The organism is Mycoplana azooxidifex (genome assembly GCF_014196765.1).
Taxonomy (GTDB): Bacteria; Pseudomonadota; Alphaproteobacteria; order Rhizobiales; family Rhizobiaceae; genus Mycoplana; species Mycoplana azooxidifex.
In genome coordinates, this window is record NZ_JACIEE010000002.1 from 154,211 (window position 1) to 175,082 (window position 20,872).

A 20,872-nucleotide genomic window follows, 5' to 3' on the forward strand; every position below is an offset into this window, starting at 1 on the left:
CCGGATTCTGTCTGCGGGCCCGGTCCGGACGCGCCGGGCGGCGAAAATTTCGGGCGATTTCCCGGCGTGTTTTTCATGGCGTGCCCGCGCGCCTTGGAGCGATGCCGGGCGCATGCGCTCCGGAAGCATCTGATCTGCAAAAGGAAACGGACGGCGTGGTGCGCATCGGCAGGCGGTGCGCATGCCGAAGGCCATGAAAAATTTCGTCCCGTTACAAGCGATATGTAAAGGAATTACATAAATCACTGCTCGCAATCGAAAGTCCGTTGACAATCGCGCTCATGGACGCATTATGAAGAAAATAAATTACACTGGTTTACAGTGAACGGGTGAGCAGGACAGCAGGCAGGCATGCCTCCGAAATGAGCCGCAATTCGCCGACTGGCATGTTTGGCCGCCCCTGATGGCTGCGCATGGCAGGGCGAAACACGTCCTCGGAGTGCGTCCGGTCATGAAAAGAACGGCGGCGCGCCATGTCTATCGGCATGGGCGTCGGCAGGCGACGGCCATCGGGCCGGGACAGCTTTGGGACATCTGATGCGCATATTTACCGCCTCACTGGCGACCGAGACCAATACATTCTCTCCCGTCCCGACCGACATGCACGCCTTCAAGGCGGCGTTTTACGCCGGGCCGGGCGAGCATCCCGACACGCCCACGCTCTGTTCGTCCGTCGTGCCGATCCTGCGCCGCCGCGGACGCGCCGAGGGCTTCACCGTCATCGAGGGCACGTCCTGCTGGGCCGAACCGGCCGGCCTCATCCAGCGCCAGACCTACGAGACGCTGCGCGACCGGATCCTCGGTGAACTCAAGGCAGCCCTGCCGGTCGACGGCGTCGTCCTTGGCCTGCATGGCGCCATGGTGGCGCAGGGCTACGACGACCCGGAAGGCGACTTCCTCTCGAAGGTCCGCGCGATCGTCGGTCCCGACATCCTCGTTGCCGCGGAGTTCGATCCGCACAGCCACCTGACGGCGCTCCGCCTCGCCAATCTCGACCTCATGGCGACCTTCCTCGAATTTCCGCACACGGATTTCGAGCAGCGCGGCGAACACGTCGTCGATCTCGCGCTTCGGGCGTTGCGCGAAGGGTTCAAGCCGGCGATCTCCACCTTCGACTGCCGGATGATCACGATCTATCCGACCAGCCGCGAGCCGATGCGCTCCTTCGTCGATCGCCTGAAGGCACTGGAAGGTAAGGACGGCGTCGCCTCGATTTCGGTCATCCACGGCTTCATGGCCGGCGACGTGCCCGACATGGGAACGCGCATCGTCGTCGTCACCGACGACGATAAGGCCAAGGGCGATGCGCTCGCCAGGACACTCGGGCACGAGCTCTACCGGATGCGCAGGCAGACGGCCATGCCGATGCTCGACACCGAGGCCGGGCTCGACCGCGCGCTGGAACTGCGCACCTCCCGGTCCGACAAGCCGGTCGTGATCGCTGATGTCTGGGACAATCCGGGTGGCGGCGTGGCGGGCGATGCCACCTACGTCCTTCGCCGGATGATCGAGCGCGGCCTCGACGACTTCGCCGTTGCCACCATCTGGGATCCCGTCGCCGTTTCCTTCTGCCATGCGGCAGGGGAGGGGGCGGAACTCGACCTGCGCATCGGCGGCAAGTCCGGCCCGCAGGGCGGCGAGCCGCTCGATCTGCGGGTCCGCGTGGAGCGCGTCGTCGATGCCGGCTGGCAGAGCTTCCGCAACAGCCGCGTGACGCTCGGCAGTGCCGCGGTCGTCCGCCCGGTCGGGACTTCGATCGACATCGTCCTGATCACCAGCCGCACGCAGACCTACGAGCCGGACATCTTTTCCAACCTCGGCATAGATTTCGCCGCAAAGACCATGCTGCTGGTGAAATCGACCAACCACTTTCACGCAGGCTTTCAGCCGGTCGCTTCCGAGATCGTCTACATAGCCGCGCCGACCTCCTATCCCACCGACCCGGCAACGACGCCTTACAGGAAAGCGAGCCTCGAATTGTGGCCGCGCGTTGCCGATCCGCTGGGCCTGGAAAGCTGACCCGGGGGCGGCGTCCGTGCCGCCTCGAACCATGTTGCGAGAAGCCGGCCTGCGCAAAAGCGCGTACGCCATGTCAAAAAAAGGAAGGGAACCTCATGAAGAAGACATTTCTCATTGCCACTCTGGCGTCCGCTCTGGCCGCATCGACCGGCCTTGCCGCGGCGCAGGCGTCCGATGGCATCCTGACGGTTGCCACCATCGGCGAACCGCCGACGCTCGATGCCATGCAGACGCCCACCGACATCGTGCTGATGATCGACCAGCACATCTTCGAGACGCTCTATACCTACGACGCCCAGTGGAAGTCGGTGCCGCTGCTGGCAGCCGCGATGCCCGAGGTCTCCGAAGACGGGCTGATCTACCGCATTCCGCTGCGCGAAGGCGTGAAGTTCCACGACGGCAGCGACTTCGACGCCAAGGACGTGGTCGCCTCGCTGACGCGCTGGATGGCCGTCAACTCCAAGGGCAAGCAGGTCGCCGGGATCGTCGAGAGCCTGACCGAGGACGGCGCCAACGCCGTCGTCGTCAAGCTCAAGTCCCGCTACGCTCCGCTGCTGGCGACGCTGTCGCAGGCGTCGATCATCCTGCCTTCGGAAAAGGTGGCCGATACGCTTACCGAGTTCGTCGGCACCGGTCCCTACGCCCTCAAGGAGCGCAAGCCCGACCAGTATACCCAGCTTGTCCGCTTCGAGGACTACGCGTCGCCCGAAGGCGAGCCGAGCAACTATGCCGGCAAGCGCGAGGCGATCGCCAAGGAAGTCCGCTTCGTGCCGGTGCCGGATGCGAACACTCGTGTCGAGGGCCTGATTTCCGGCCAGTTCGATTACGCGGACTCTCTCCCCGTCAGCGCGTTTGAACGCGTCGAGGCGAGCGGCAACGCCAAGCCGGTGATCTTCGAGAATGCCGGCTGGGCTTCGCTCAACATGAACATGCAGCAGGGCCCGCTGACGAACAAGGCGCTCCGGCAGGCAGTCCAGGTCGCCCTCAACCCCTCCGACATGATGCTGGCGGCCTTCTCCGACGACCGCTTCTTCAGTGTCGATGCCTCGCTCTTCCCGACCGGCTCCTTCTGGCATACCGAAGCGGGCGTGGCCCGGTACGGCGAAGGCGATCCGGAGGCTGCGGCAAAGCTGCTCGAGGAGGCCGGATATGACGGCACCCCGATCCGCCTCATGACCAGCCGCCAATACGAGTTCCACTACAAGATCGGTGAAGTGGCCAAGGCCTATCTCGAGGCCGCCGGCTTCAAGGTCGACCTGCAGGTGGTCGACTGGGCAACGCTGACCACCCGCCGCGCCGACCCGAAGGAATGGGACATCTTCATCACCCATTCCAACTTCCCGGGCGACCCGACCACGATCAACACCATCACCGACAGCTATCCGGGCTGGTACGTCTCCGACCAGAAGGCCAAGGCCGTCGCCGCCTACATGGAAGCCACGAGCGACGACGACAAGCTCAAGGCCTGGGAAGCGATCCAGACGGTCATCTACGACGACGCACCGCTGTTCAAGGTCGGCAACTTCAATGCGGTTGCAGGTGTCGCAGCAACGGTCGGCGGCTATACGCCGACCTACTGGCCGCACTTCTGGAACGTCACCCCGAAGAACTGAGGCATAGGACCATGGCACGGATCGCCCGGACACTCTTGAACAGGCTTGGGGGCATGCTGGTCGTGCTCGCCATCGTCGTGACGGTTGTTTTCGTCATCGTCCGGGTGACGCCGGGCGATCCGGCCGCCGTGATGCTCGGGTCGGACGCCACGCCCCAGGACATCGCCGACCTGCGCACAAAGATGGGGCTCGATGCGCCGCTGATCGTCCAGTATGTCCAGTTCGTGCTGGGCCTGCTGCGGGGCGATCTCGGCCAGTCGATCTTTCTCAACCAGCCCGTCACACAGGCGCTGGCCTCACGGGCAGAGCCCACCTTCTTCCTGACGCTGTTCTCGATCCTGATCGCGGTTTCGATCGCGCTGCCGGTCGGCGTACTCTCCGCCGTCCGACGCGGCACGCTGTTCGACCAGATCGTGGTCACGCTGACCATGGTGGCGGCGAGCGTGCCCAGCTTCTGGCTCGGCCTCCTGCTGATCCAGGTGCTCGCCGTGGGTCAGGGCTGGTTCCCGGCGTCGGGCTATGGCGGCCCGGATACGACTTTCCTCGTGCGGCTGCATCACCTCGTCCTGCCCGCGATCGCGCTGGGGGTCGTCAATTCGGCGCTGATCACCCGTTTCACGCGGGCAGCCATGCTGGATGTACTCGGCGACGACTACGTGCGCACAGCCCGCGCCAAGGGGGCGGGCGAGGGCCGCGTCATTCTCAAGCACGCCTTGAAGAACGCGATGATCCCGATCATCACCGTCATCGGGCTCTCCATCGCCATGCTGGTCGCCGGCGCCGTCGTGACCGAGACGGTGTTCGGCCTGCCGGGCATCGGCAATCTCGTCGTCTCGGCCGTCCTGCGCCGTGATTATCCTGTCATCCAAGGCGCGTTGCTGGTCGTCGCCGCGATCTACGTGCTGATCAATTTCGCCGTGGACATGCTCTACGTTCTCGTCGATCCGAGGGTGCGCCTATGACGACCCTGACGACCGCATCCGCTGCCCGGCCGTTCGCCGCAAGCCTGCGCCGCCTTTTCGGCAATCGCGCCATCCTGTTCGGTGCCGTCATCCTGCTGGTCGTGGTCCTGGCCGCGCTGCTTGCGCCGTGGATCGCGCCCTATGCGCCCAACAAACTCTCGATCGTCAACAAGCTCAAGGGGCCGTCGCTGGGCCACCTCTTCGGCACCGACGAGTTCGGCCGCGACATCTTTTCCCGGGCGATCTTTGCCGGCCGCATCTCGCTTCTCGTCAGCCTCGGGGTGGTGTGCATCTCCACCGTGCTCGGCGTCCTTCTCGGCGTCGCCGCGGGGTTCTTCCGCAGGCTCGACGCGCCGATCTCGCGCCTTCTCGATGCCATGATGTCCTTCCCCGACATCCTCCTGGCGATCGCGCTGGTCGCAGCCCTGGGCCCGTCGCTCGCAACCGTCATCCTCGCGCTCGGCATCACCTACGCGCCGCGGCTGGCCCGCATCGTGCGCGGCTCGACGCTCGTGCTGCGCGAACTGCCCTATATCGAGGCGGCGGTCGCCATGGGCCTGCCGACATGGCAGATCCTGCTGCGCCACGTGCTGCTCAACCTCGCCTCTCCCATCCTGGTGCAGGCGACGTTCGTGTTCGCCTCGGCGATGCTGGCGGAGGCGAGCCTGTCGTTCCTGGGCGTTGGCGTCTCCACCGACATGCCGACCTGGGGCACGATGCTGGCGTCCGGGCGCGAATACATGAACAACGCGCCGTGGCTGATGGTCTTCCCGGGGCTTGCCATCGTCTTCTCGGTCCTGTCGCTGCAATTGCTGGGCGATGGCCTGCGCGATCTCGTCGATCCGCGTCTTGCGAAGGAAAGCTGACCATGCGTGAAAACGCCTCTGCGGGCCAGCCGGTGCTGTCCATCGAAAACCTCACGACCGCCTTCCGGACGCCCGACGGCTGGCGCGCTGTCATCCGCGACATCAGCTTGCAAGTGCATGCCGGTGAGACCGTGGCGATCGTCGGCGAATCCGGCTCGGGCAAGAGCGTGACCGCCCTTTCCACCATGCGCCTCCTGCCGCCCGACAGGGCGCGCTGCGAAGGGCGTATCCTGCTCGAGGGCAGGGATCTCCTGAAGGCATCCGAGGCCGAGATGCGCGCGGTGCGCGGCGGCTCCATCGGCATGATCTTCCAGGAGCCGATGACGTCGCTCAACCCGGTCTTCACCATCGGCAACCAGATCGCCGAAGCGCTGGTGCTGCACCAGGCGCTGTCATGGAAGGCCGCCGAGGCGGAGGCGCTGCGCCTGATGGAGCGCGTCCGCATCCCGGCTGCGAAAGCCCGGCTGCACGAGTATCCGCACAAGTTCTCCGGCGGCATGCGCCAGCGCGTGATGATCGCCATGGCGCTCGCCTGCCGGCCGAAGCTCCTGATTGCCGACGAGCCGACGACCGCGCTCGACGTCACCATCCAGGCGGAGATCCTCCACCTGATCCGCGAACTGCAGCGCGAAGAGAACATGGGCGTCCTGTTCATCACCCACGACATGGGCGTGGTTGCCGAGGTCGCCGACCGGACGGTCGTGATGTTCCGCGGCGACATGGTCGAAACCGGGTCCACCGAGAAGATCTTTGCCGCACCCAGGGCGATCTACACGAAGTCGCTTCTCGCCTCGATCCCCCGCCTCGGGACCATGGGCGAGGCACGGTCTCCGCGACGCTTCCCCGAGGTCGATCCGGAGACGGGCATGGCGACCGGCGGCCGCGAAACGAAGGCGGTCGCGCCGGAGGCAGCCCCGATCCTGAAGGTCGACAACCTCACCGTCCGCTTCGACCTGCCGAACGGGCGCGTGCATGCGGTGGAAAACGTCTCATTCGATCTGCGCCCCGGAGAAACGCTGGCGCTCGTCGGCGAATCCGGCTGCGGCAAGTCGACCACCGGGCGCGCCATCATCCGCCTGATCGAACCGACCGCAGGATCGATCGTCGTCGATGGCCAGGATGTCACCAGGGCCGGCACGAGGGCGCTTCGCGCCATGCGCCGCACGTCGCAGATGATCTTCCAGGACCCGTTCGCCTCGCTGAACCCGCGCATCACGATCGGCTCGGCGATCGCCGAACCGATGCTGGCGCACGGGCTGATGGGCAAGCGTGAGTCCAAGGCGCGTGTCGCCGAACTGCTGGAGCAGGTCGGCCTGTCGCCGGCCATGGCCGATCGCTACCCGCACGAGTTTTCCGGCGGCCAGCGACAGCGCGTCTCCATCGCCCGCGCCCTGGCGCTCGAGCCGAAGCTGATCGTCGCCGACGAGGCGGTCTCCGCCCTCGACGTCTCGGTCAAGGCGCAGGTCTCCAATCTCCTGCTCGATCTCCAGGAAAAGCGGCAACTCGCCTATCTGTTCATTTCCCACGACATGGCCGTCGTCGAACGCGTCAGCCACCGCGTTGCCGTGATGTATCTCGGTGAAATCGTGGAAATCGGGCCGCGCGCCGCCATTTTCGGCAATCCCCGGCATCCCTATACCCGCCGCCTGATCTCCGCCGTGCCGCTGCCCGATCCCTCTCGGCGCGGAATGGCGCGGCCAATGCTCAACGAGGAGATCAAGAGCCCGGTCCGCGCCCATGACTACGTGCCGCCGAAACGGACCTACCTCGAAGTCTCTCCCGGCCATTTCGTCCAGGACACGGCCATGGCGGAGATCGCGAGCCTGTCCGCCTGACGACCCGGCCCTGCTGAGGGTTCTTCGGAGCCCTGCGCAGCAAAAAGCCCGCCAGTGGCGGGCTTTCCGAGAGACGCATGGACGGCTGCCGGCCCGGTCGCCGGGCAGATCAGGTGCGCGGCTTGAGATTTTCGGGGTCGTAGAGCGGCTTGTAGCCGATGCCGACCACCTCGACCGGATAGGTCTCGGCGAAATACTCCACATTCAGCTTGCGGCCGACCTGGCAATAGGACCAGGGCAGGTAGGCGAGCGCGATGTTCTTGCCGATCGTCGGGCCGAAGGCGATCGAGGTGGTGTAGGAGCGGCGGCCGAGTTCGTCGACGAGCGTTTCCCCGGTCTGCGGGTCCATGACCGGCAGGCTTCCGACCGGATAGCGCTCGACGCCGGTCCTGTCGGTGTTCTCGGTCATCACCAGCGTGCAAAGCATGGCCGGCTGGTGCTCGCGAGCCTTGTATTCCAGGTGCTTCGCCTTGCCGCGGAAGTCCGCTTCCTTGACCTTCGGACGCGCAAGATCGGCCTCGATCAGGTTATACTGGGTCAGAAGATCGGCATTCTGCAGGCGCAGGCTCTTCTCCATGCGGCGCGAGTTCGCATAGGTCTCCACCCCGAAGGCCATCACGCCGGTGCCACGAAGCGCGTCCCATACGGCCAGGCCATCCTCGTACTTCATATGCAGTTCCCAGCCCTGCTCGCCGACATAGGAGATGCGGAAGGCGGTCACTTGCTTGCCGGCGATCTCGATCGGCTTGATCGCGGCGAAGGCGAAGTTTTCGGGATCGAGGCCGGCCGGATCGGCGACCACCTTCTTCAGGGTGTCGCGGGCGTTCGGCCCCCAGATGCCGATGGTGACATATTTTTCCGACACGTCGGTGATGGTGACGTCGAGGCCGCGATCCTCGGCCACGCGCTTCATGTAGTGGAAGTCGCGCGGGCCGGCGTCGGCGCCGTTGACGAGACGGCCGCAGTCGGCCATGCGGAAGACCGTGAAGTCGGCGCGCACCATGCCCTCGTCGTCTAGGAAGTGGGTGTAGACGCCCTTGCCGATGTTGCCGTCGCCGCCGATCTTGGCCGCGCACAGCCATTCCAGCAGCTCGACATGATCAGGGCCTTCGATGTCGACCATGTGGAAGTGCGAGAGGTTGACGATGCCGCAATCGTCGCTCATCGCCAGGTGCTCGGCGTTCGAGACGCGCCAGAAGTGGCGGTTGTCCCACTCGTTCTCGCGCACCGGAACGCGGTTGCCGTATTTTTCCAGCAGGTGCCCGTTGGCGGCATAGCCGTGCGCGCGCTCCCAGCCGCCGAGCTCCATGAAGTGGCCGCCGAGCTCGACTTCGCGCTCGTAGAAGGGCGAACGCTTGACGTCGCGGCCGGTCGCATAGGGCTCGCGGGTGTGGACGGCGGGGAAGTAGATCTTCTGCGCAGCCTCGTAGGTGCGGCCGTGGATGAATTCCTCGGTCAGCTGGTGCGGATAGAATCGGGAATAATCGATCGAGTTATGGTCGATCTCGGTGCGGCCGTCCGTCATCCAGTCGGCGATCAGCTTGCCGTAGCCGGGGCCGTCCTTGACCCAGATGGCGACGCAGTACCACAGGCCGCGCACCTTCTGGCTCTCGCCGCAGGAGGGGCCGCCGGCGGCGGAGACCTGCAGCAGGCCGTTGAAGGAATGGCTTTCGTTGTAGCCGAGTTCGCCGAGGATCGGCGTCAGCTCCATGGCGCGCTCGAGCGGCTCGATGATCTGTTCCATGTCGAGATCGCGCTGCGAGGGCGAAAGGCGAGCCTCGTTCTTCTCGAGGATGTCGCGCGGATGGCAGAGGCGCGGATTGTCGGTCTCGTAGTAGCCCCACTCGATCTGGCCGCCCTCGGTCGTCTTCGGGTCGCCGGTGTCGCGCATATAGGCCGAGTTGCCTTGGTCGCGCAGAAGCGGGAAGCCGATCTCCTTGCCGGTTCCTTCGAATTCGTTGTAAGGGCCGAAGAAGGTCAGCGGGTGGTCGACCGGCATGACCGGCAGGTCCTCGCCGACCATTTCGGCAATGAGGCGGCCCCAGATGCCGGCGCAGACGATGACGTGGTCGGCCATGATCGTGCCGCGATGGGTGACGACGCCCTTGATGCGGCCGCCCTCGACGATCAGCGACTTGGCCGGTGTATTGCCGAACATCGCAAGCTTGCCCGATTTTTCGGCCGCATCCACCAGCTTGCCGGCAACGGTCTGCGAACGCGGGATGACAAGGCCGGCATCGGGGTCGAACAGGCCGCCCATCACCTGGTCTTCCTCGATCAGCGGAAACTTCTCCTTGATCTCGGCGGGGCCGACATAGTGGGCACGGGTGCCGAATGCCTTGGCGGAGGAGAGCTTGCGCTTGATTTCTTCCATCCAGGCGTGGTCGCCGGTGCGGGCGACTTCGAGGCCGCCGATGCGGGCGTAGTGGCCCATCTTCTCGTAAAAATCGATCGAGTACTGGGTCGTCCAGACCGACAGGTAGTCATGGCTGGTGGTGTAGCAGAAGTCCGAGGCGTGCGCCGTCGAGCCGATATCGGTCGGAATGCCGGACTTGTCGATGCCGACGATATCGTCCCACCCGCGCTCGATCAGGTGGTGGGCGATCGAGGCGCCGACGATGCCTCCGAGCCCGATGATGACGACCTTTGCATTTGTGGGAAATTCAGCCATTGCGTGCGACCCTGATTTGATACCGGAGGCGGATATTAGGGCTTGTCTCATCAGGTGTAGAGCCTGTCTACGACATAATCATCGTGCTGCACGACGACCGGGGCCGAGGCGGTCTGGCGTCACGCCCGGCACACGCAGACGTGAAGGAACCGTGCCGGCGGCGTCGTGTTAAGGATGGTCGATCTTGTAGGGAGATCGCAGTAGGGAACGACCATGATTGCAGGCAGGCACATCCTCACAGCCCTCGGTTTCACGGTATTTGCGCTGGCCCCGGGCGCGCATGCGCAAGGCGTCAATGCGGGCGATCGCGAGGCCTCCGGCGAGACGCCTTTCGCAGCCGAGGCCGTGGCGGAATTCGATACCCCCTGGGCGATCGCCTTCCTCCCCGATGGCCGCATGCTGGTGACGGAAAAGCCCGGTGCCATCTTCCTGGTGACGCAGGAGGGGACGAAGACGCCGGTCGCAAACGTCCCCGACGTGGCGGCGTCCGGGCAGAACGGCCTGCTTGATGTCGCAGCCTCCCCGGACTTCGCCTCCAGCCGCACCGTCTACATCACCTACGTCGAGCCGGGTTCCGGTGGCGGCAGCCTCGTGCTCGCCCGCGCCACTCTGGGCGAGGGCGACAGGGCGGCCGCGCTGGAAAACCTGTCGGTGATCTGGCGGCAGGAGCCGCAGGGCGGCCGCGGCCAGCCGGGCGGCATCATCGCCTTCGATCCGGACGGCCGGCACCTGTTCCTGACCTCCGGCGACCGCATGCTGCCGAAGACGGCGCAGGATCCGGACGACACCCGCGGCAAGGTGCTGCGCCTCAATCTCGACGGCTCGACGCCCGACGACAATCCGCAAAGCGCCGAGGGCGGCGTGCGCGCGCAGACCTGGACCATGGGCCACCGCAACCCCTACGGCCTCGCATTTGCGCCCGACGGAAAGCTATGGCTGCACGAGATGGGCCCGCGCGGCGGCGACGAACTGAACCTGATCGAACCGGGGAAGAACTACGGCTGGCCGGTCGTTTCCAACGGCGACAACTACAGCGGCACGCGCATTCCCCGGCACGCGACGCGCCCGGAATTTACGGCACCCCCGCTCTACTGGAACCCGGTCATCGCGCCTGCCGGCATGGCAATCTACGACGGCGCGATGTTTCCCGCCTGGCGGGGATCGGCCTTCATCGGCGGGCTTTCCGCGATGGCGCTGATCCGCGTTACCTTCGACGGCAACGGCGGTGCCGACGAGGCCGACCGCTGGGATATGGAGGAGCGGATCCGCGACGTCGCCGTCGGCCCGGATGGCGCACTCTGGCTCATCGAGGACAACAGCCCCGGCCGCCTGCTCCGTCTGACGCCGGACGACTGATTCGGAGCGGCGGGCGTCGCGCCTACGTTTGGCCGCCCTCGTCGGGGCTGTCGAGTGGGACGCCGTCGAGGCGCTGTTCCTCGATCATCTCCAGCCCCCGCAGGAAAGCGCCAGCATCGTCGCCGAGCGAGGCGAGCAGTCGCTTCTCGAAGGCTTCCGCCCTCGGCACGATCCTGAGATAGATGCCGCGGCCGAGATCGGTCAGTTGCAGCAGTTCCTCGCGGCGGTCCTCCTCGCTCTGCCGCCGCCGCAGCCAGCGCCGGTCCTCCAGTGCCTTCACGGCCCGGCTCACCTTGGTCTTGTGCATCGCCGAATGCGCCCCGATCGCCTTGGCCGTCGCCACCTCGAACTGGCCGAGCGTGGCCAGCACGCGCCATTCGGGGACGCTGAGGTCGAAGTCCGGACCATAAATGGAGCGGAATTGCTGCGATACCGCAGCGCTGATGCGATTGAGCCGATAGGGCAGGAAGGTCTCGAGCTTGAGCTTTGTCATGGCGTGATGGATGCGGGCAGCGTTGTTGCAGACGGGGCCGACGATAGCGCCGCGCAGCCTGGCGGGATTGCGCAACGGCAGGAAACCGCGTTCGCTCGGCGGTAAGATCACGGTCGACAAACGTTCGGTTAGTCGGCTGCCTGTGGTGGCCTGACGAGATTGCAGACGCCAACGACGGCAGCAGGGTCGGACGCATGCGGCGGGACGGTGCCGAACTCCAGAAGATCCCGCCTGCCGTATTCGTCCGCGATCCGTTCGACGAAGGTGCGGATCGTGACGGCCTCGCCCGAGCATATGTTGATCGCGCCGGCCTGCCGCGTCTCGACCACATCCGCGATCATTGCGCCGGCTTCGCTCACGTCCAGAAAGTCTCGCAATTGGGTGCCGCTGGTCAGTTGCACGGTCTTGCCGTCTTCCAGTTGACGGCGCACATAGGCGGCAAGCCGCCGGGGATGGTCCCCTTCGCCGTAGAGGTAGAAGACCCTGCACCAGGAGAAGGCAACGCCGCGGGCGCCGAGCCACTGTTGCAGCATATGGTAGGCGGACAGCTTGCAGGCCGCATAGAAGCTCGAAGGTTCGAGCGGCGCCTGAACGGTCAGACGATCGCCGGGAAGCCGGTATTCCATGCATGTGCCGATACCGACGAAGTGGGAAACGCCGGCGTCGCAGGCTCCCTGCGCCAGTGCAAAGGTACCGGCCGTGCATCGGGCGTTCTCCGGCGCATCGAGGTAGCGTCCCTGCTCCACATACCAGGCGCAATGGACGACCGTGTCGACGCCGGCACACGCATTCTTCCACCAGGCAGGGTCCTGCGCGAAGAGGTCGTCCGTTTCGATGAGGCTTCCTTTTTCGACCGCAACGTCCAGCCTCGAAGCCGTGCCCGCCCGCACGACGACGCGGACGTCGTATCCCAAGGCCACGAGCCGCCTGTGAACCTGGCGGCCGACAAAGCCGGTGGCGCCGGTGAGTAGAACCGTGGCCACAGCCGTCAGAGCCGCTTGAGATAGCCGTGGCGTGCAACCGATATCTGCAGCCGCGTATCGATATCGAGATCCGCAGCGAAGGCCGGATTGGACTTCAGGAACGCCAGCGCGGCCGTGCGGGGGTTGTCGCCGGGCCCCCATGGTCTGTTGGAAAAGGAATCTGCGTCGAGATCCTCGATCACGGTGTCGTAGACGATGCAGTAGCACCCGGGCGTGACGAGATCGGCATAGGCGTTCAGTTCGGCCAACACGTGATCGTGCGTGTGATTGCTGTCGAGCATCACCATGACGCGCTCGAAGGGCGCAGCTTCGGCACGCACGGCATCGACGATGTCCGAGGCAATGCTGGACCCCTGCAGCAATGTGATGCGGTCCGCCAGCGGATGCTCCTCGATCGCCTTGCGATTATGCGGGCGGATGTCGATATCGATGCCGACGACGCTGCGGGGACGACGGGCCCCAGATCCGTCTGCCTTCGGGCTCGCGCCGTCGCACAGATCCAGCAATGCCAGCATCGAGGCGCTGAGCACGAGCGAGCCGCCATGGGCGATGCCGGTCTCGATGATGAGATCGGGCCGCGTCGCCCAGATGATTTCCTGCAAGGCGACGATATCCTGCGGATACTGGATGATCGGCCGCCCGAGCCAGTGGAAGTTGTAGGAATATTTGCTGGCGATCGACTGTGCCAGGAATGCCTGCGCAGAGCCTGCCAGAGCCGCGTCGTCGGTCATGTCCCGGACGCGAGCGCGGATCTCCTGATCAAACTCGCTCATTGTCATATCTCCATGTAATTGTGTTGGGGACCGGCATGGGCGACGATCTCTGACTTGTAGTTTGGATTCATGATGTAGATGTCCGAAGGGCCGAGCGCGTTCAGGACGTCCGGCGCCTGAACCTTGTGGCCGGTCACCGCCAGGTACTTGCCCTGCTTGGAAGGGCTGATGTCCACCACCGTGTCGATCTTGATGCCCGAGCGTGCGCAGAAGATCGAATAGATGACTCCTTTCGAGGCGCCGCCCCAGATGACCTTGGGTCTCCCGGTCTCATTGGCGCGGACCGCCGGGGCGAAATCGACAGGCAGGTTCGCTCGGTCTGCAGGATCGAACTCCGGCTTCCTGAGGCTTTCGAGATCGGCGACGACCGCCAGGTACTGTTCGCCGAAGACGCGCTCGGCGAAAAGCACCCGCCCGAACATCCGGTGGAAATCGGACATGCGGAAATAATTCACATGCTCGTAGAAGACATCGTACCAGGTCTTGTTCCTGCATATCCAGTCGAAGCAGGGAACTTCGATGTAGATCAGCCCCTTGCCGCCGTTGGCCGCCGCAAGCATTTCGAGAAATTCGAAGGGGTTCTGGATGTGCTCCAGCACATGGCGCATGATCAGTCCGGAAGCCCTGATCTTGGCATTCGGGCCGAAGAACTCCCTGACGATGCGTGGATTGTCGCCCTCATAGGTCGGGTCGTATCCGTGAACCTGCGCCCCCCGGGACGCCAGAAGCTCCAGAAACCGGCCCTTGCCGCATCCGACCTCGACCAGGCTCGAAGTGTCCATATGGTCGAATATGATGGCTGAGACCGATTCAAGGTGTTCCTTGAAGATTGTGCTGTATCCCTGTTCGTTCTGATAGTCGTTCGTATAGGTGAGGAGCGAAGGATCGAACGCGGCATTGTAGATCAGCCCGCTTTCAAGGTCTTCCACCAGCTCGACATCGCCCACGGCGCAGATCGTTGCATCCTGGGCAGTTTCAAACATCTGGTTCTGCAGGAGCGGCAGGCGGGACTGGCTGTACAAGGCTCTCTTCATCAGGCGGCAATCTCGCTGGTTCTGCAATGGCGGCGCGACAAGTTGGTTCAATCCCCGGCTCCGGCGCCTCGCCGGCAGCCTCCACCCGTGCGGTGCATCCAACCGGCGAATCGGTCTGTCAGAACATAGATCAACTGCTCTTGCCGATGGAAGTTACCGGCAAACGGCCAGGCAAGCCTCGCGCAACATTTGAAAGTTACTTGCTCGGATGCGCTGAACGCAGCCGATAGCGGCGCGCGGCAGGATATTGCGAATGAAAGTTGTGATACTCGCCGGCGGCCTCGGATCTCGCCTTGCCGAAGAAACGATCGTGCGCCCCAAGCCGCTGGTGGAGATCGGCGAGAAGCCGATCCTCTGGCACATCATGAACATCTACTCCCATCATGGCCTGACGGACTTCATCATCTGCGCCGGCTACAAGAGCTACATGATCAAGGAGTACTTCGTTAACCTGATCCTTCATCACAGCGACGTGTCGATAGAGCTCGGCACGAACAGGATCGAGTACCACCATCGCGAATGCCCGCCCTGGCGCGTCACCGTCGTCGATACCGGTCTCCACTCCATGACCGGCGGCCGCATTCGCCGCATCCGTGAATACCTGGATCCGGACGAGCCGTTCTGCCTGACCTATGGCGACGGCGTCGGCGACATCGACATCGCCGCCGAAATCGCCTTCCACCGCAGCCACGGCCGCAAGGCGACGATGTGCGCGGTGACGCCGCCCGGGCGCTTCGGCGCCGCCCGCATCGAAGGCGACCTCGTGACACGGTTCACCGAGAAACCGCACGGCGACGGCCAGCGCATCAACGGCGGCTTCTTCGTGCTCGATCCCTCCGTCATCGACCTCATTGACGGCGACATGACGGTCTGGGAGGGCGAGCCGCTGGGCGCCCTCGTCGAGAGCCGCGAACTGGTCGCCTACCGCCATGACGGCTTCTGGCAGCCGATGGACACGCTGCGCGAGCGCATGTTGCTGGAGGATCTGTGGAACTCGGGGCGGGCGCCGTGGAAGATGTGGAATTGAAGGCGTTCTGGAAGGGCAGGCGTGTCCTCGTCACCGGCCATACCGGTTTCAAGGGAACATGGCTCACCCTCTGGCTCGAGCGCCTCGGCGCCGAGGTCTGCGGCATCGCGCTCGATCCGGACCAGGCACCCTCCCTCTACGCGCTCGCCGGACCATGGGTCGGCCGGCGCCACCACAGGGCGGACATCTGCGATGCGCAGCAACTGGCGCGCCGGGTGGAAGCCTTCGCGCCGGAGATCGTCTTCCATCTGGCCGCCCAGCCGCTCGTACGACGCTCCTATCGGTTGCCCGCCGAGACCTATGCGGCCAATGTCACCGGAACCATCAACCTGCTGGATGCGGCGCTGGCGGCGGGCTCGGTCAAGACGGTCCTCGTCGTCACCACCGACAAGGTCTACGCCGAGACAGGGACGGGCGTGCCCTACCGCGAGGGAGACACGCTCGGCGGAAAGGACCCCTACAGCAATTCCAAGGCCTGCGTCGAGCTGCTCTGCCGGAGCTATCGCGCGAGCTTCATGGACGGGGCAGGCATCGGCCTTGCGACGGCGCGGTCCGGCAATGTCATCGGCGGCGGCGACTGGTCGGAGGACCGTCTGGTTCCGGACATGGTGCGCGCCTTCTGCGCGGGCGAGGCGGTGAGCCTGCGCTACCCCGACGCGACGCGCCCCTGGCAGCATGTGCTCGAGCCCCTGTCGGGCTACCTGACGTTCGCGCAGGCCCTTCATGAAAGAGGCGGGACGCATCCGGACACCCTGAACTTCGGCCCCGACCCGAACAACGTCGCAACCGTGTCGCAGCTTGCCGAGGAACTCGCGCGGATCTGGGATGCCGGCCACGGCTGGCGGCGGGCCGAAGGCGCCCACCCGCCGGAGGCGGCACAGCTGACGCTCGATTCCACGCTCGCCGCGACGACGATCGGCTGGCGGCCGCGCCTCGATCTCCGCCGCACAGTCGACTGGACCTGCGCCTGGTACAAGGCCTGGCGCGCCGGCGCGGACATGCGCGCGTTCACGCTCGGCCAGATTTCCGAATACGAAGGACTGCTTGCATGACCGATAGGCTGTGCCGCTTCTGCAATGCCCCGCTCGTCCATGTCTTTGCCGACCTGGGCGTCACGCCGTTGGCAAATTCCTACGTCCGGCCCACCGACGCCGGTTCCCCCGACGCTTCCTATCCGCTGCGGGCCTTCGTTTGCTCCGAGTGCTGGTTGGTGCAGGCCGATGCCTTCGCCTCGCCGGAAGACATCTTCAGCGACTATGCCTACTTCTCCTCCTTCAGCGACAGCTGGGTCGAGCATGCCCGCCGCTTCGCAGAGCTGGCGATCGCGCGCTTCGGGCTGTCTGACAAATCCCAGGTGATCGAGGTCGCCAGCAACGACGGCTATCTCTTGCGCCACTTCGTCGCCCGCGGCATTCCCTCGCTCGGGATCGAGCCCGCCCAGAACGTCGCGAGCGTCGCCCGTGAGGCGGGCGTTCCGACCGAGTGCCGCTTCTTCGGCCGCGAGACCGCGGCGGACCTCGCAGCAAGAGGCCTTCTTGCCGATCTCGTCGTCGGCAACAACGTCCTCGCGCACGTGCCGGACATCAACGATTTCGTTGGCGGCATGGCGATCGTGCTCAAGCCCGACGGCGTCGTCAGCTTTGAGTTCCCGCATCTGCTGCGACTGATCGAGAACGTGCAGTTCGACACGATCTACCACGAGCACTTCTACTATCTGTCGCTGCTCGCGGTGGAGAACGTGCTGGCACGGCACGGGCTCGTCGTGGTCGACGTCGAGGAACTGCCGACCCATGGCGGCAGCCTGCGGGTGACGGCGGCCCGCAAGAGCTCCACGGCCTACAGGCCGACTGAAGGGGTCGAGAAGGTGGGCAACGACGAGCGCGAGGCAGGCTTGGCCGATGTCGCACGCTACCACGCCTTCCAGGAGGCCATCGTCCCGGTGCGGGAAGGCTTGCTCGCCTTCCTCCGCAAGGCGAGGGCGGAAGGCCGCAGCGTGGCGGCCTACGGGGCGGCGGCGAAGGGCAATACGCTCCTCAACTTCTGCGGCATCGGCACCGACCTGATCGCCTACGTCGTCGATCGCAGCCCCCACAAGCAGGGCCATCTCCTGCCGGGCAGCCGGCTGCCGATCCATTCCCCCGAAAGGCTGGCCGAGACGCAGCCTGACTACGTGCTCATCCTGCCCTGGAACATCAGCGCGGAGATCGTCGCCAACAACGATATCTCGGCATGGGGCGGACGCTACGTCATCGCCGTCCCCGAGCTCACCGTGCTGACATGAGGTTTGCCCCGAGCCGCATCGCCGGTGCATTCTTCATCGATATCGACGGGCACGGCGACGAGCGCGGGACCTTCGCGCGGACGTTCTGCGCCGAGACCTTCGCCGCCCACGGCCTCGCCACGCACTTTCCGCAGTGCAACGCGTCCTACAGCGCCGTTCGCGGAACCCTGCGCGGCCTGCACTACCAGGCGGCTCCGCAGGGGGAGGCCAAGCTGGTGCGCGCCACCCGCGGCCGGGTCTTCGACGTTGCCGTCGACCTGCGCCCCGGCTCCGGCACCTATCTCGCATGGGATGCGGTCGAACTCGACTGGCGGCGGAAGAACGCCTTCTACATCCCCGAAGGCTGCGCCCATGGGCTGCTCACCCTCGAGGACGAGTGCGAGGTCTTCTACCAGATGTCGGCTCCCTACGTTGCCGATCTCGCACGCTGCGTGCGCTGGGACGATCCGGCTTTCGCGATCGCATGGCCGATCACGCCGACCAGCATGAACGACAGGGACGCGACGTGCCCCTATTTCACCCAAGGGAACGACGCATGAATGACGTCAAGCTCAGCATCTGCATACCGACCTACAACCGCGCGCCCTATCTTCGCCATCTGCTGGAGAGCTTCCTGAAAGAGAAGAGCCTGGGCTTCTCCTATGAGCTGGTGATCTCCGACAATGCCTCGACCGACGAGACCGGTGCCGTGGTGGAAGCGTTCGCAGCGCAGGGCCTGCCGATCCGCTACGTCCGGCGCGAGGTGAACGGCGGCGGCTGGCCGAACCTCGCCAATGCCTTCCAGAATGCCGCCGGCCTCTATGCGATGTATCTTGCCGACGACGACCTGCTCGCCTTCGACGGGCTGCGCGCGACGATCGAATATCTCGACGCCAACCCCGCCGTGGTCGTCTGCCACGCGCCCTGGCACCTGCATGACGCGGTCACGGGCAAGGACGAGCGGCTCTTTTATTCCGTGGACAAGCCGCGCCGGTTCGAGCAGCGCAAGTTCGGGCCGCTCCTGGCCTTCATCCTCGATGGTCACGTATTCCCGGAGATCGCGGTCTACCGCACCGAGGTGCTCCGCGCGGTGATCGTGCCGCGCGAATTCTGCTACTGGGCCTTTTCCTATCTGGCGCAGGCGCTGGATATGGGCGCGGTCGCCTTCCTGGACAAGCCGTTCTACCGCTCCGTCACCAACAGCCCGATCGCGCTGCATCGCGAACAGATGGGCCATGAGGAAACCATGACCGCCTGGGACCGCTATCGCGGCGGCCTCGAATATCTCATCTACCTCGGCGAGAGGCGGGGGCAGCTCGACCTGTCCGGCGACCGGCGGATGAAGCTGGCCCAGGCCTGCGGCGAGTTCACGGCGATCCGCATGAGTGTCGCCATGCGGCTCTGGGCGGCCAGGAAGGAGTTCGTCAAGGCCTATGAACTTTACACGCGCATCTGCCTTGCCGGTCTCGACAAGCATCCCGACGTCCAGAGGCTGAAGGAACAGTTGCCGGTGATGGCGAGCCTCCAAGTCCTGGCCCGCAAGGTCAATGCGACGTCGGGCTTGCGCTATCTCGTTCTCGACGGTTTCCCGGATCCCCAGACCGTGACGAGGGTACTGCACGAACTCGGGCTCGATGCCTCGATCGAGGTCGTCGCGATGCCCGAGGAAGGCCCGGTTGCAGGCATGGTCGATGCCGCCGCCGTCGTCACGTCCACGTCCGCCCGCCGCGAGCTTCTGGTGAAGCAGGGCTTCCGGTCGGGGCTCGTCTTCAGCGAAGCGGACCTCGTCCGCGGCATCGTGGTCTGATCCGGCTGCAGTTCGAGCCGGACGCGTCAGTCGGCGGTCCCGGCGGCAGGCGCTTCTTTTCCGGCACCCGTTCCCGCGGTCGCCGATGGCGGCACGTTCGCATCGCCTTCCGCGCGGTCCCGGTGAAGGGCGGCCTGTGCGAGCAGCATCAGCGTGACCGGGGTGGTGACCGTGACGAAGATGCCGATCAGGATCTCATGGAAGACCGGGCGGCTGCCGGTGACGGTGAAGAAGATCATCGACGCCATCACCACGCCGCCTGTGCCCCAGCTCGTGCCGAGCGTCGGCGCATGCAGGCGCTCGTAGAAGGTCGGCAGGCGCGTCAGCCCGATCGTGCCGATCAGCGCAAGCGCCGAACCGAGCAGGAGGAAGGCGGAGACGGCGATGGCCGCCCACAGCGGCAGGTCGGCGGCCTGGCTCATTCGATGACCTCCCCGCGCATCAGGAATTTCGCCAGCGCCACGGTCGCGACGAAGCCGAGCAGCCCGATGATCAGCGCCGCTTCGAAATAGAGGGTCCTGCCGCTGCCGATGCCGAAGGTCAAAAGCAGCAGCATGGAGTTGACGTAGAGCGTGTCCAGTCCCAGCACCCGGTCCTGGGCGCGTGGCCCGCGGATCATGCGCAGCAGCGCGAGCGCCATCGCGACCGACAGCATCACATGGGCCGCCGTCAGCGCGTAGTAGAGGATGGTGACGCTCATTCGAAGATCTCCATCAGCAGCCTTTCGTAGCGGTTCTTGACGAGGTCGGTCCACTCCTGTTCCTCGACGAGATCGAGCACGTGGATCAGCAGCGTGCCGTCGGAGGAGTTGTACTCCAGCCAGGCTGTGCCGGGCGTGCTGGTCACGATCACGGCGAGAATGGCCAGCGCCGTCTGGTCCTTCAGGTCCAGGTGGATCGCCAGGAAACCGGACCGTTGCCTGTGGCTGCGCCCGGCCAAGATGATCGAGACGACGGCGATGTTCGAGCGCACGATGTCGTAGAGCACGATGCCGATGAGATAGGGCAGGAGGTGCCAGCGGCGGATGCGGGGCTTGTGCGGGCGGAGCGCCGCCATGCCCCAGGAGGCAAATGTCGCGATGATGCCGCCGAGGAGGAGGTGGCCGATGGTGAAGCTGTTCAGCGTCATCCACATCAGCACCAGCGACAGCGACAGCAGAGGATAGGGAAGCAC

19 protein-coding genes are annotated in these 20,872 nt (G+C 65.2%); 11 read left to right on the forward strand and 8 right to left on the reverse strand.

What is annotated here, in order from left to right; translation table 11 throughout:
* Nucleotides 1–537: 537 nt before the first annotated feature.
* The 5 genes from GGQ64_RS04225 (at nt 538) to GGQ64_RS04245 (ending at nt 7,295) form a co-directional block, all read left to right on the forward strand.
* Nucleotides 538–2,019 (forward strand): M81 family metallopeptidase, encoded by a 1,482-nt coding sequence (locus GGQ64_RS04225; protein WP_183799598.1) that lies wholly within the window; start codon nt 538–540, stop codon nt 2,017–2,019.
* Between the two features lie 95 nt (nt 2,020–2,114).
* Nucleotides 2,115–3,632: an ABC transporter substrate-binding protein gene (locus tag GGQ64_RS04230; protein WP_183799601.1), complete on the forward strand. Its 1,518-nt coding sequence runs from the start codon at nt 2,115–2,117 to the stop codon at nt 3,630–3,632.
* An 11-nt stretch (nt 3,633–3,643) separates the two neighbouring features.
* Complete coding sequence (locus GGQ64_RS04235; RefSeq protein WP_210300140.1) at nt 3,644–4,594, forward strand: ABC transporter permease; 951 nt, start codon at nt 3,644–3,646, stop codon at nt 4,592–4,594.
* Nucleotides 4,591–5,460, forward strand: coding sequence for an ABC transporter permease (locus GGQ64_RS04240; protein WP_183799604.1), 870 nt, complete (start codon nt 4,591–4,593; stop codon nt 5,458–5,460). Before GGQ64_RS04235 ends, GGQ64_RS04240 begins: the two co-directional genes overlap by 4 nt.
* 2 nt (nt 5,461–5,462) lie before the next feature.
* Nucleotides 5,463–7,295, forward strand: a complete 1,833-nt coding sequence (locus GGQ64_RS04245) for an ABC transporter ATP-binding protein (protein WP_183799607.1) — start codon at nt 5,463–5,465, stop codon at nt 7,293–7,295.
* Nucleotides 7,296–7,404: 109 nt separating this feature from the next.
* On the opposite strand, the gene GGQ64_RS04250 is transcribed toward GGQ64_RS04245, so the two are convergent.
* Nucleotides 7,405–9,966, reverse strand: a complete 2,562-nt coding sequence (locus tag GGQ64_RS04250) for a GcvT family protein (RefSeq protein ID WP_183799610.1) — start codon at nt 9,964–9,966, stop codon at nt 7,405–7,407.
* Nucleotides 9,967–10,179: 213 nt separating this feature from the next.
* Between GGQ64_RS04250 and GGQ64_RS04255 the strand changes: the two genes are divergently transcribed.
* The gene (locus GGQ64_RS04255; protein ID WP_183799613.1) at nt 10,180–11,322 is read left to right on the forward strand and encodes a PQQ-dependent sugar dehydrogenase; all 1,143 of its coding nucleotides are present in this window, start codon (nt 10,180–10,182) and stop codon (nt 11,320–11,322) included.
* 22 nt (nt 11,323–11,344) lie between these two features.
* Here the strand turns inward: GGQ64_RS04255 and GGQ64_RS04260 are convergent, their stop codons facing one another.
* From GGQ64_RS04260 to GGQ64_RS04270, 4 genes are read right to left on the reverse strand one after another with little or no spacing between them, the layout of a single operon-like run.
* The gene (locus GGQ64_RS04260; protein ID WP_343059412.1) at nt 11,345–11,926 is read right to left on the reverse strand and encodes a MarR family winged helix-turn-helix transcriptional regulator; all 582 of its coding nucleotides are present in this window, start codon (nt 11,924–11,926) and stop codon (nt 11,345–11,347) included.
* A gap of 17 nt (nt 11,927–11,943) precedes the next feature.
* Nucleotides 11,944–12,798: an NAD-dependent epimerase/dehydratase family protein gene (locus GGQ64_RS04265; protein ID WP_343059413.1), complete on the reverse strand. Its 855-nt coding sequence runs from the start codon at nt 12,796–12,798 to the stop codon at nt 11,944–11,946.
* Between the two features lie 5 nt (nt 12,799–12,803).
* On the reverse strand, nt 12,804–13,571 hold the full coding sequence (locus GGQ64_RS27550) for a cephalosporin hydroxylase family protein (RefSeq protein ID WP_210300141.1): 768 nt from the start codon (nt 13,569–13,571) through the stop codon (nt 12,804–12,806).
* Between the two features lie 2 nt (nt 13,572–13,573).
* The gene (locus tag GGQ64_RS04270) at nt 13,574–14,605 is read right to left on the reverse strand and encodes a class I SAM-dependent methyltransferase (protein ID WP_183799618.1); all 1,032 of its coding nucleotides are present in this window, start codon (nt 14,603–14,605) and stop codon (nt 13,574–13,576) included.
* Nucleotides 14,606–14,858: 253 nt separating this feature from the next.
* Between GGQ64_RS04270 and rfbF the strand changes: the two genes are divergently transcribed.
* Genes rfbF through GGQ64_RS04295 form a run of 5 tightly spaced genes read left to right on the forward strand, consistent with a single transcriptional unit; the run spans nt 14,859 to nt 19,699 of the window.
* Nucleotides 14,859–15,632: a glucose-1-phosphate cytidylyltransferase gene (rfbF, locus tag GGQ64_RS04275; protein WP_183799622.1), complete on the forward strand. Its 774-nt coding sequence runs from the start codon at nt 14,859–14,861 to the stop codon at nt 15,630–15,632.
* Nucleotides 15,623–16,684 (forward strand): CDP-glucose 4,6-dehydratase, encoded by a 1,062-nt coding sequence (rfbG, locus tag GGQ64_RS04280; protein ID WP_183800827.1) that lies wholly within the window; start codon nt 15,623–15,625, stop codon nt 16,682–16,684. Before rfbF ends, rfbG begins: the two co-directional genes overlap by 10 nt.
* Nucleotides 16,681–17,913 carry a class I SAM-dependent methyltransferase gene (locus tag GGQ64_RS04285; RefSeq protein ID WP_183799625.1) on the forward strand — a complete coding sequence of 411 codons (1,233 nt, stop codon included), beginning with the start codon at nt 16,681–16,683 and terminating at the stop codon, nt 17,911–17,913. The genes rfbG and GGQ64_RS04285 overlap by 4 nt, the downstream gene beginning before the upstream one ends.
* Complete coding sequence (gene rfbC, locus GGQ64_RS04290) at nt 17,910–18,452, forward strand: dTDP-4-dehydrorhamnose 3,5-epimerase (protein WP_183799628.1); 543 nt, start codon at nt 17,910–17,912, stop codon at nt 18,450–18,452. The genes GGQ64_RS04285 and rfbC overlap by 4 nt, the downstream gene beginning before the upstream one ends.
* Nucleotides 18,449–19,699 carry a glycosyltransferase family 2 protein gene (locus GGQ64_RS04295; protein WP_183799630.1) on the forward strand — a complete coding sequence of 417 codons (1,251 nt, stop codon included), beginning with the start codon at nt 18,449–18,451 and terminating at the stop codon, nt 19,697–19,699. The genes rfbC and GGQ64_RS04295 overlap by 4 nt, the downstream gene beginning before the upstream one ends.
* Nucleotides 19,700–19,725: 26 nt before the next feature.
* Here the strand turns inward: GGQ64_RS04295 and mnhG are convergent, their stop codons facing one another.
* The 3 genes from mnhG to GGQ64_RS04310 are packed head-to-tail and all read right to left on the reverse strand — an operon-like array spanning nt 19,726 to nt 20,872.
* On the reverse strand, nt 19,726–20,121 hold the full coding sequence (gene mnhG / locus GGQ64_RS04300; RefSeq protein ID WP_183799633.1) for a monovalent cation/H(+) antiporter subunit G: 396 nt from the start codon (nt 20,119–20,121) through the stop codon (nt 19,726–19,728).
* Nucleotides 20,118–20,399, reverse strand: coding sequence for a K+/H+ antiporter subunit F (locus tag GGQ64_RS04305; RefSeq protein ID WP_183799636.1), 282 nt, complete (start codon nt 20,397–20,399; stop codon nt 20,118–20,120). The genes mnhG and GGQ64_RS04305 overlap by 4 nt, the downstream gene beginning before the upstream one ends.
* On the reverse strand, nt 20,396–20,872 hold the full coding sequence (locus GGQ64_RS04310; protein WP_183800832.1) for a Na+/H+ antiporter subunit E: 477 nt from the start codon (nt 20,870–20,872) through the stop codon (nt 20,396–20,398). The genes GGQ64_RS04305 and GGQ64_RS04310 overlap by 4 nt, the downstream gene beginning before the upstream one ends.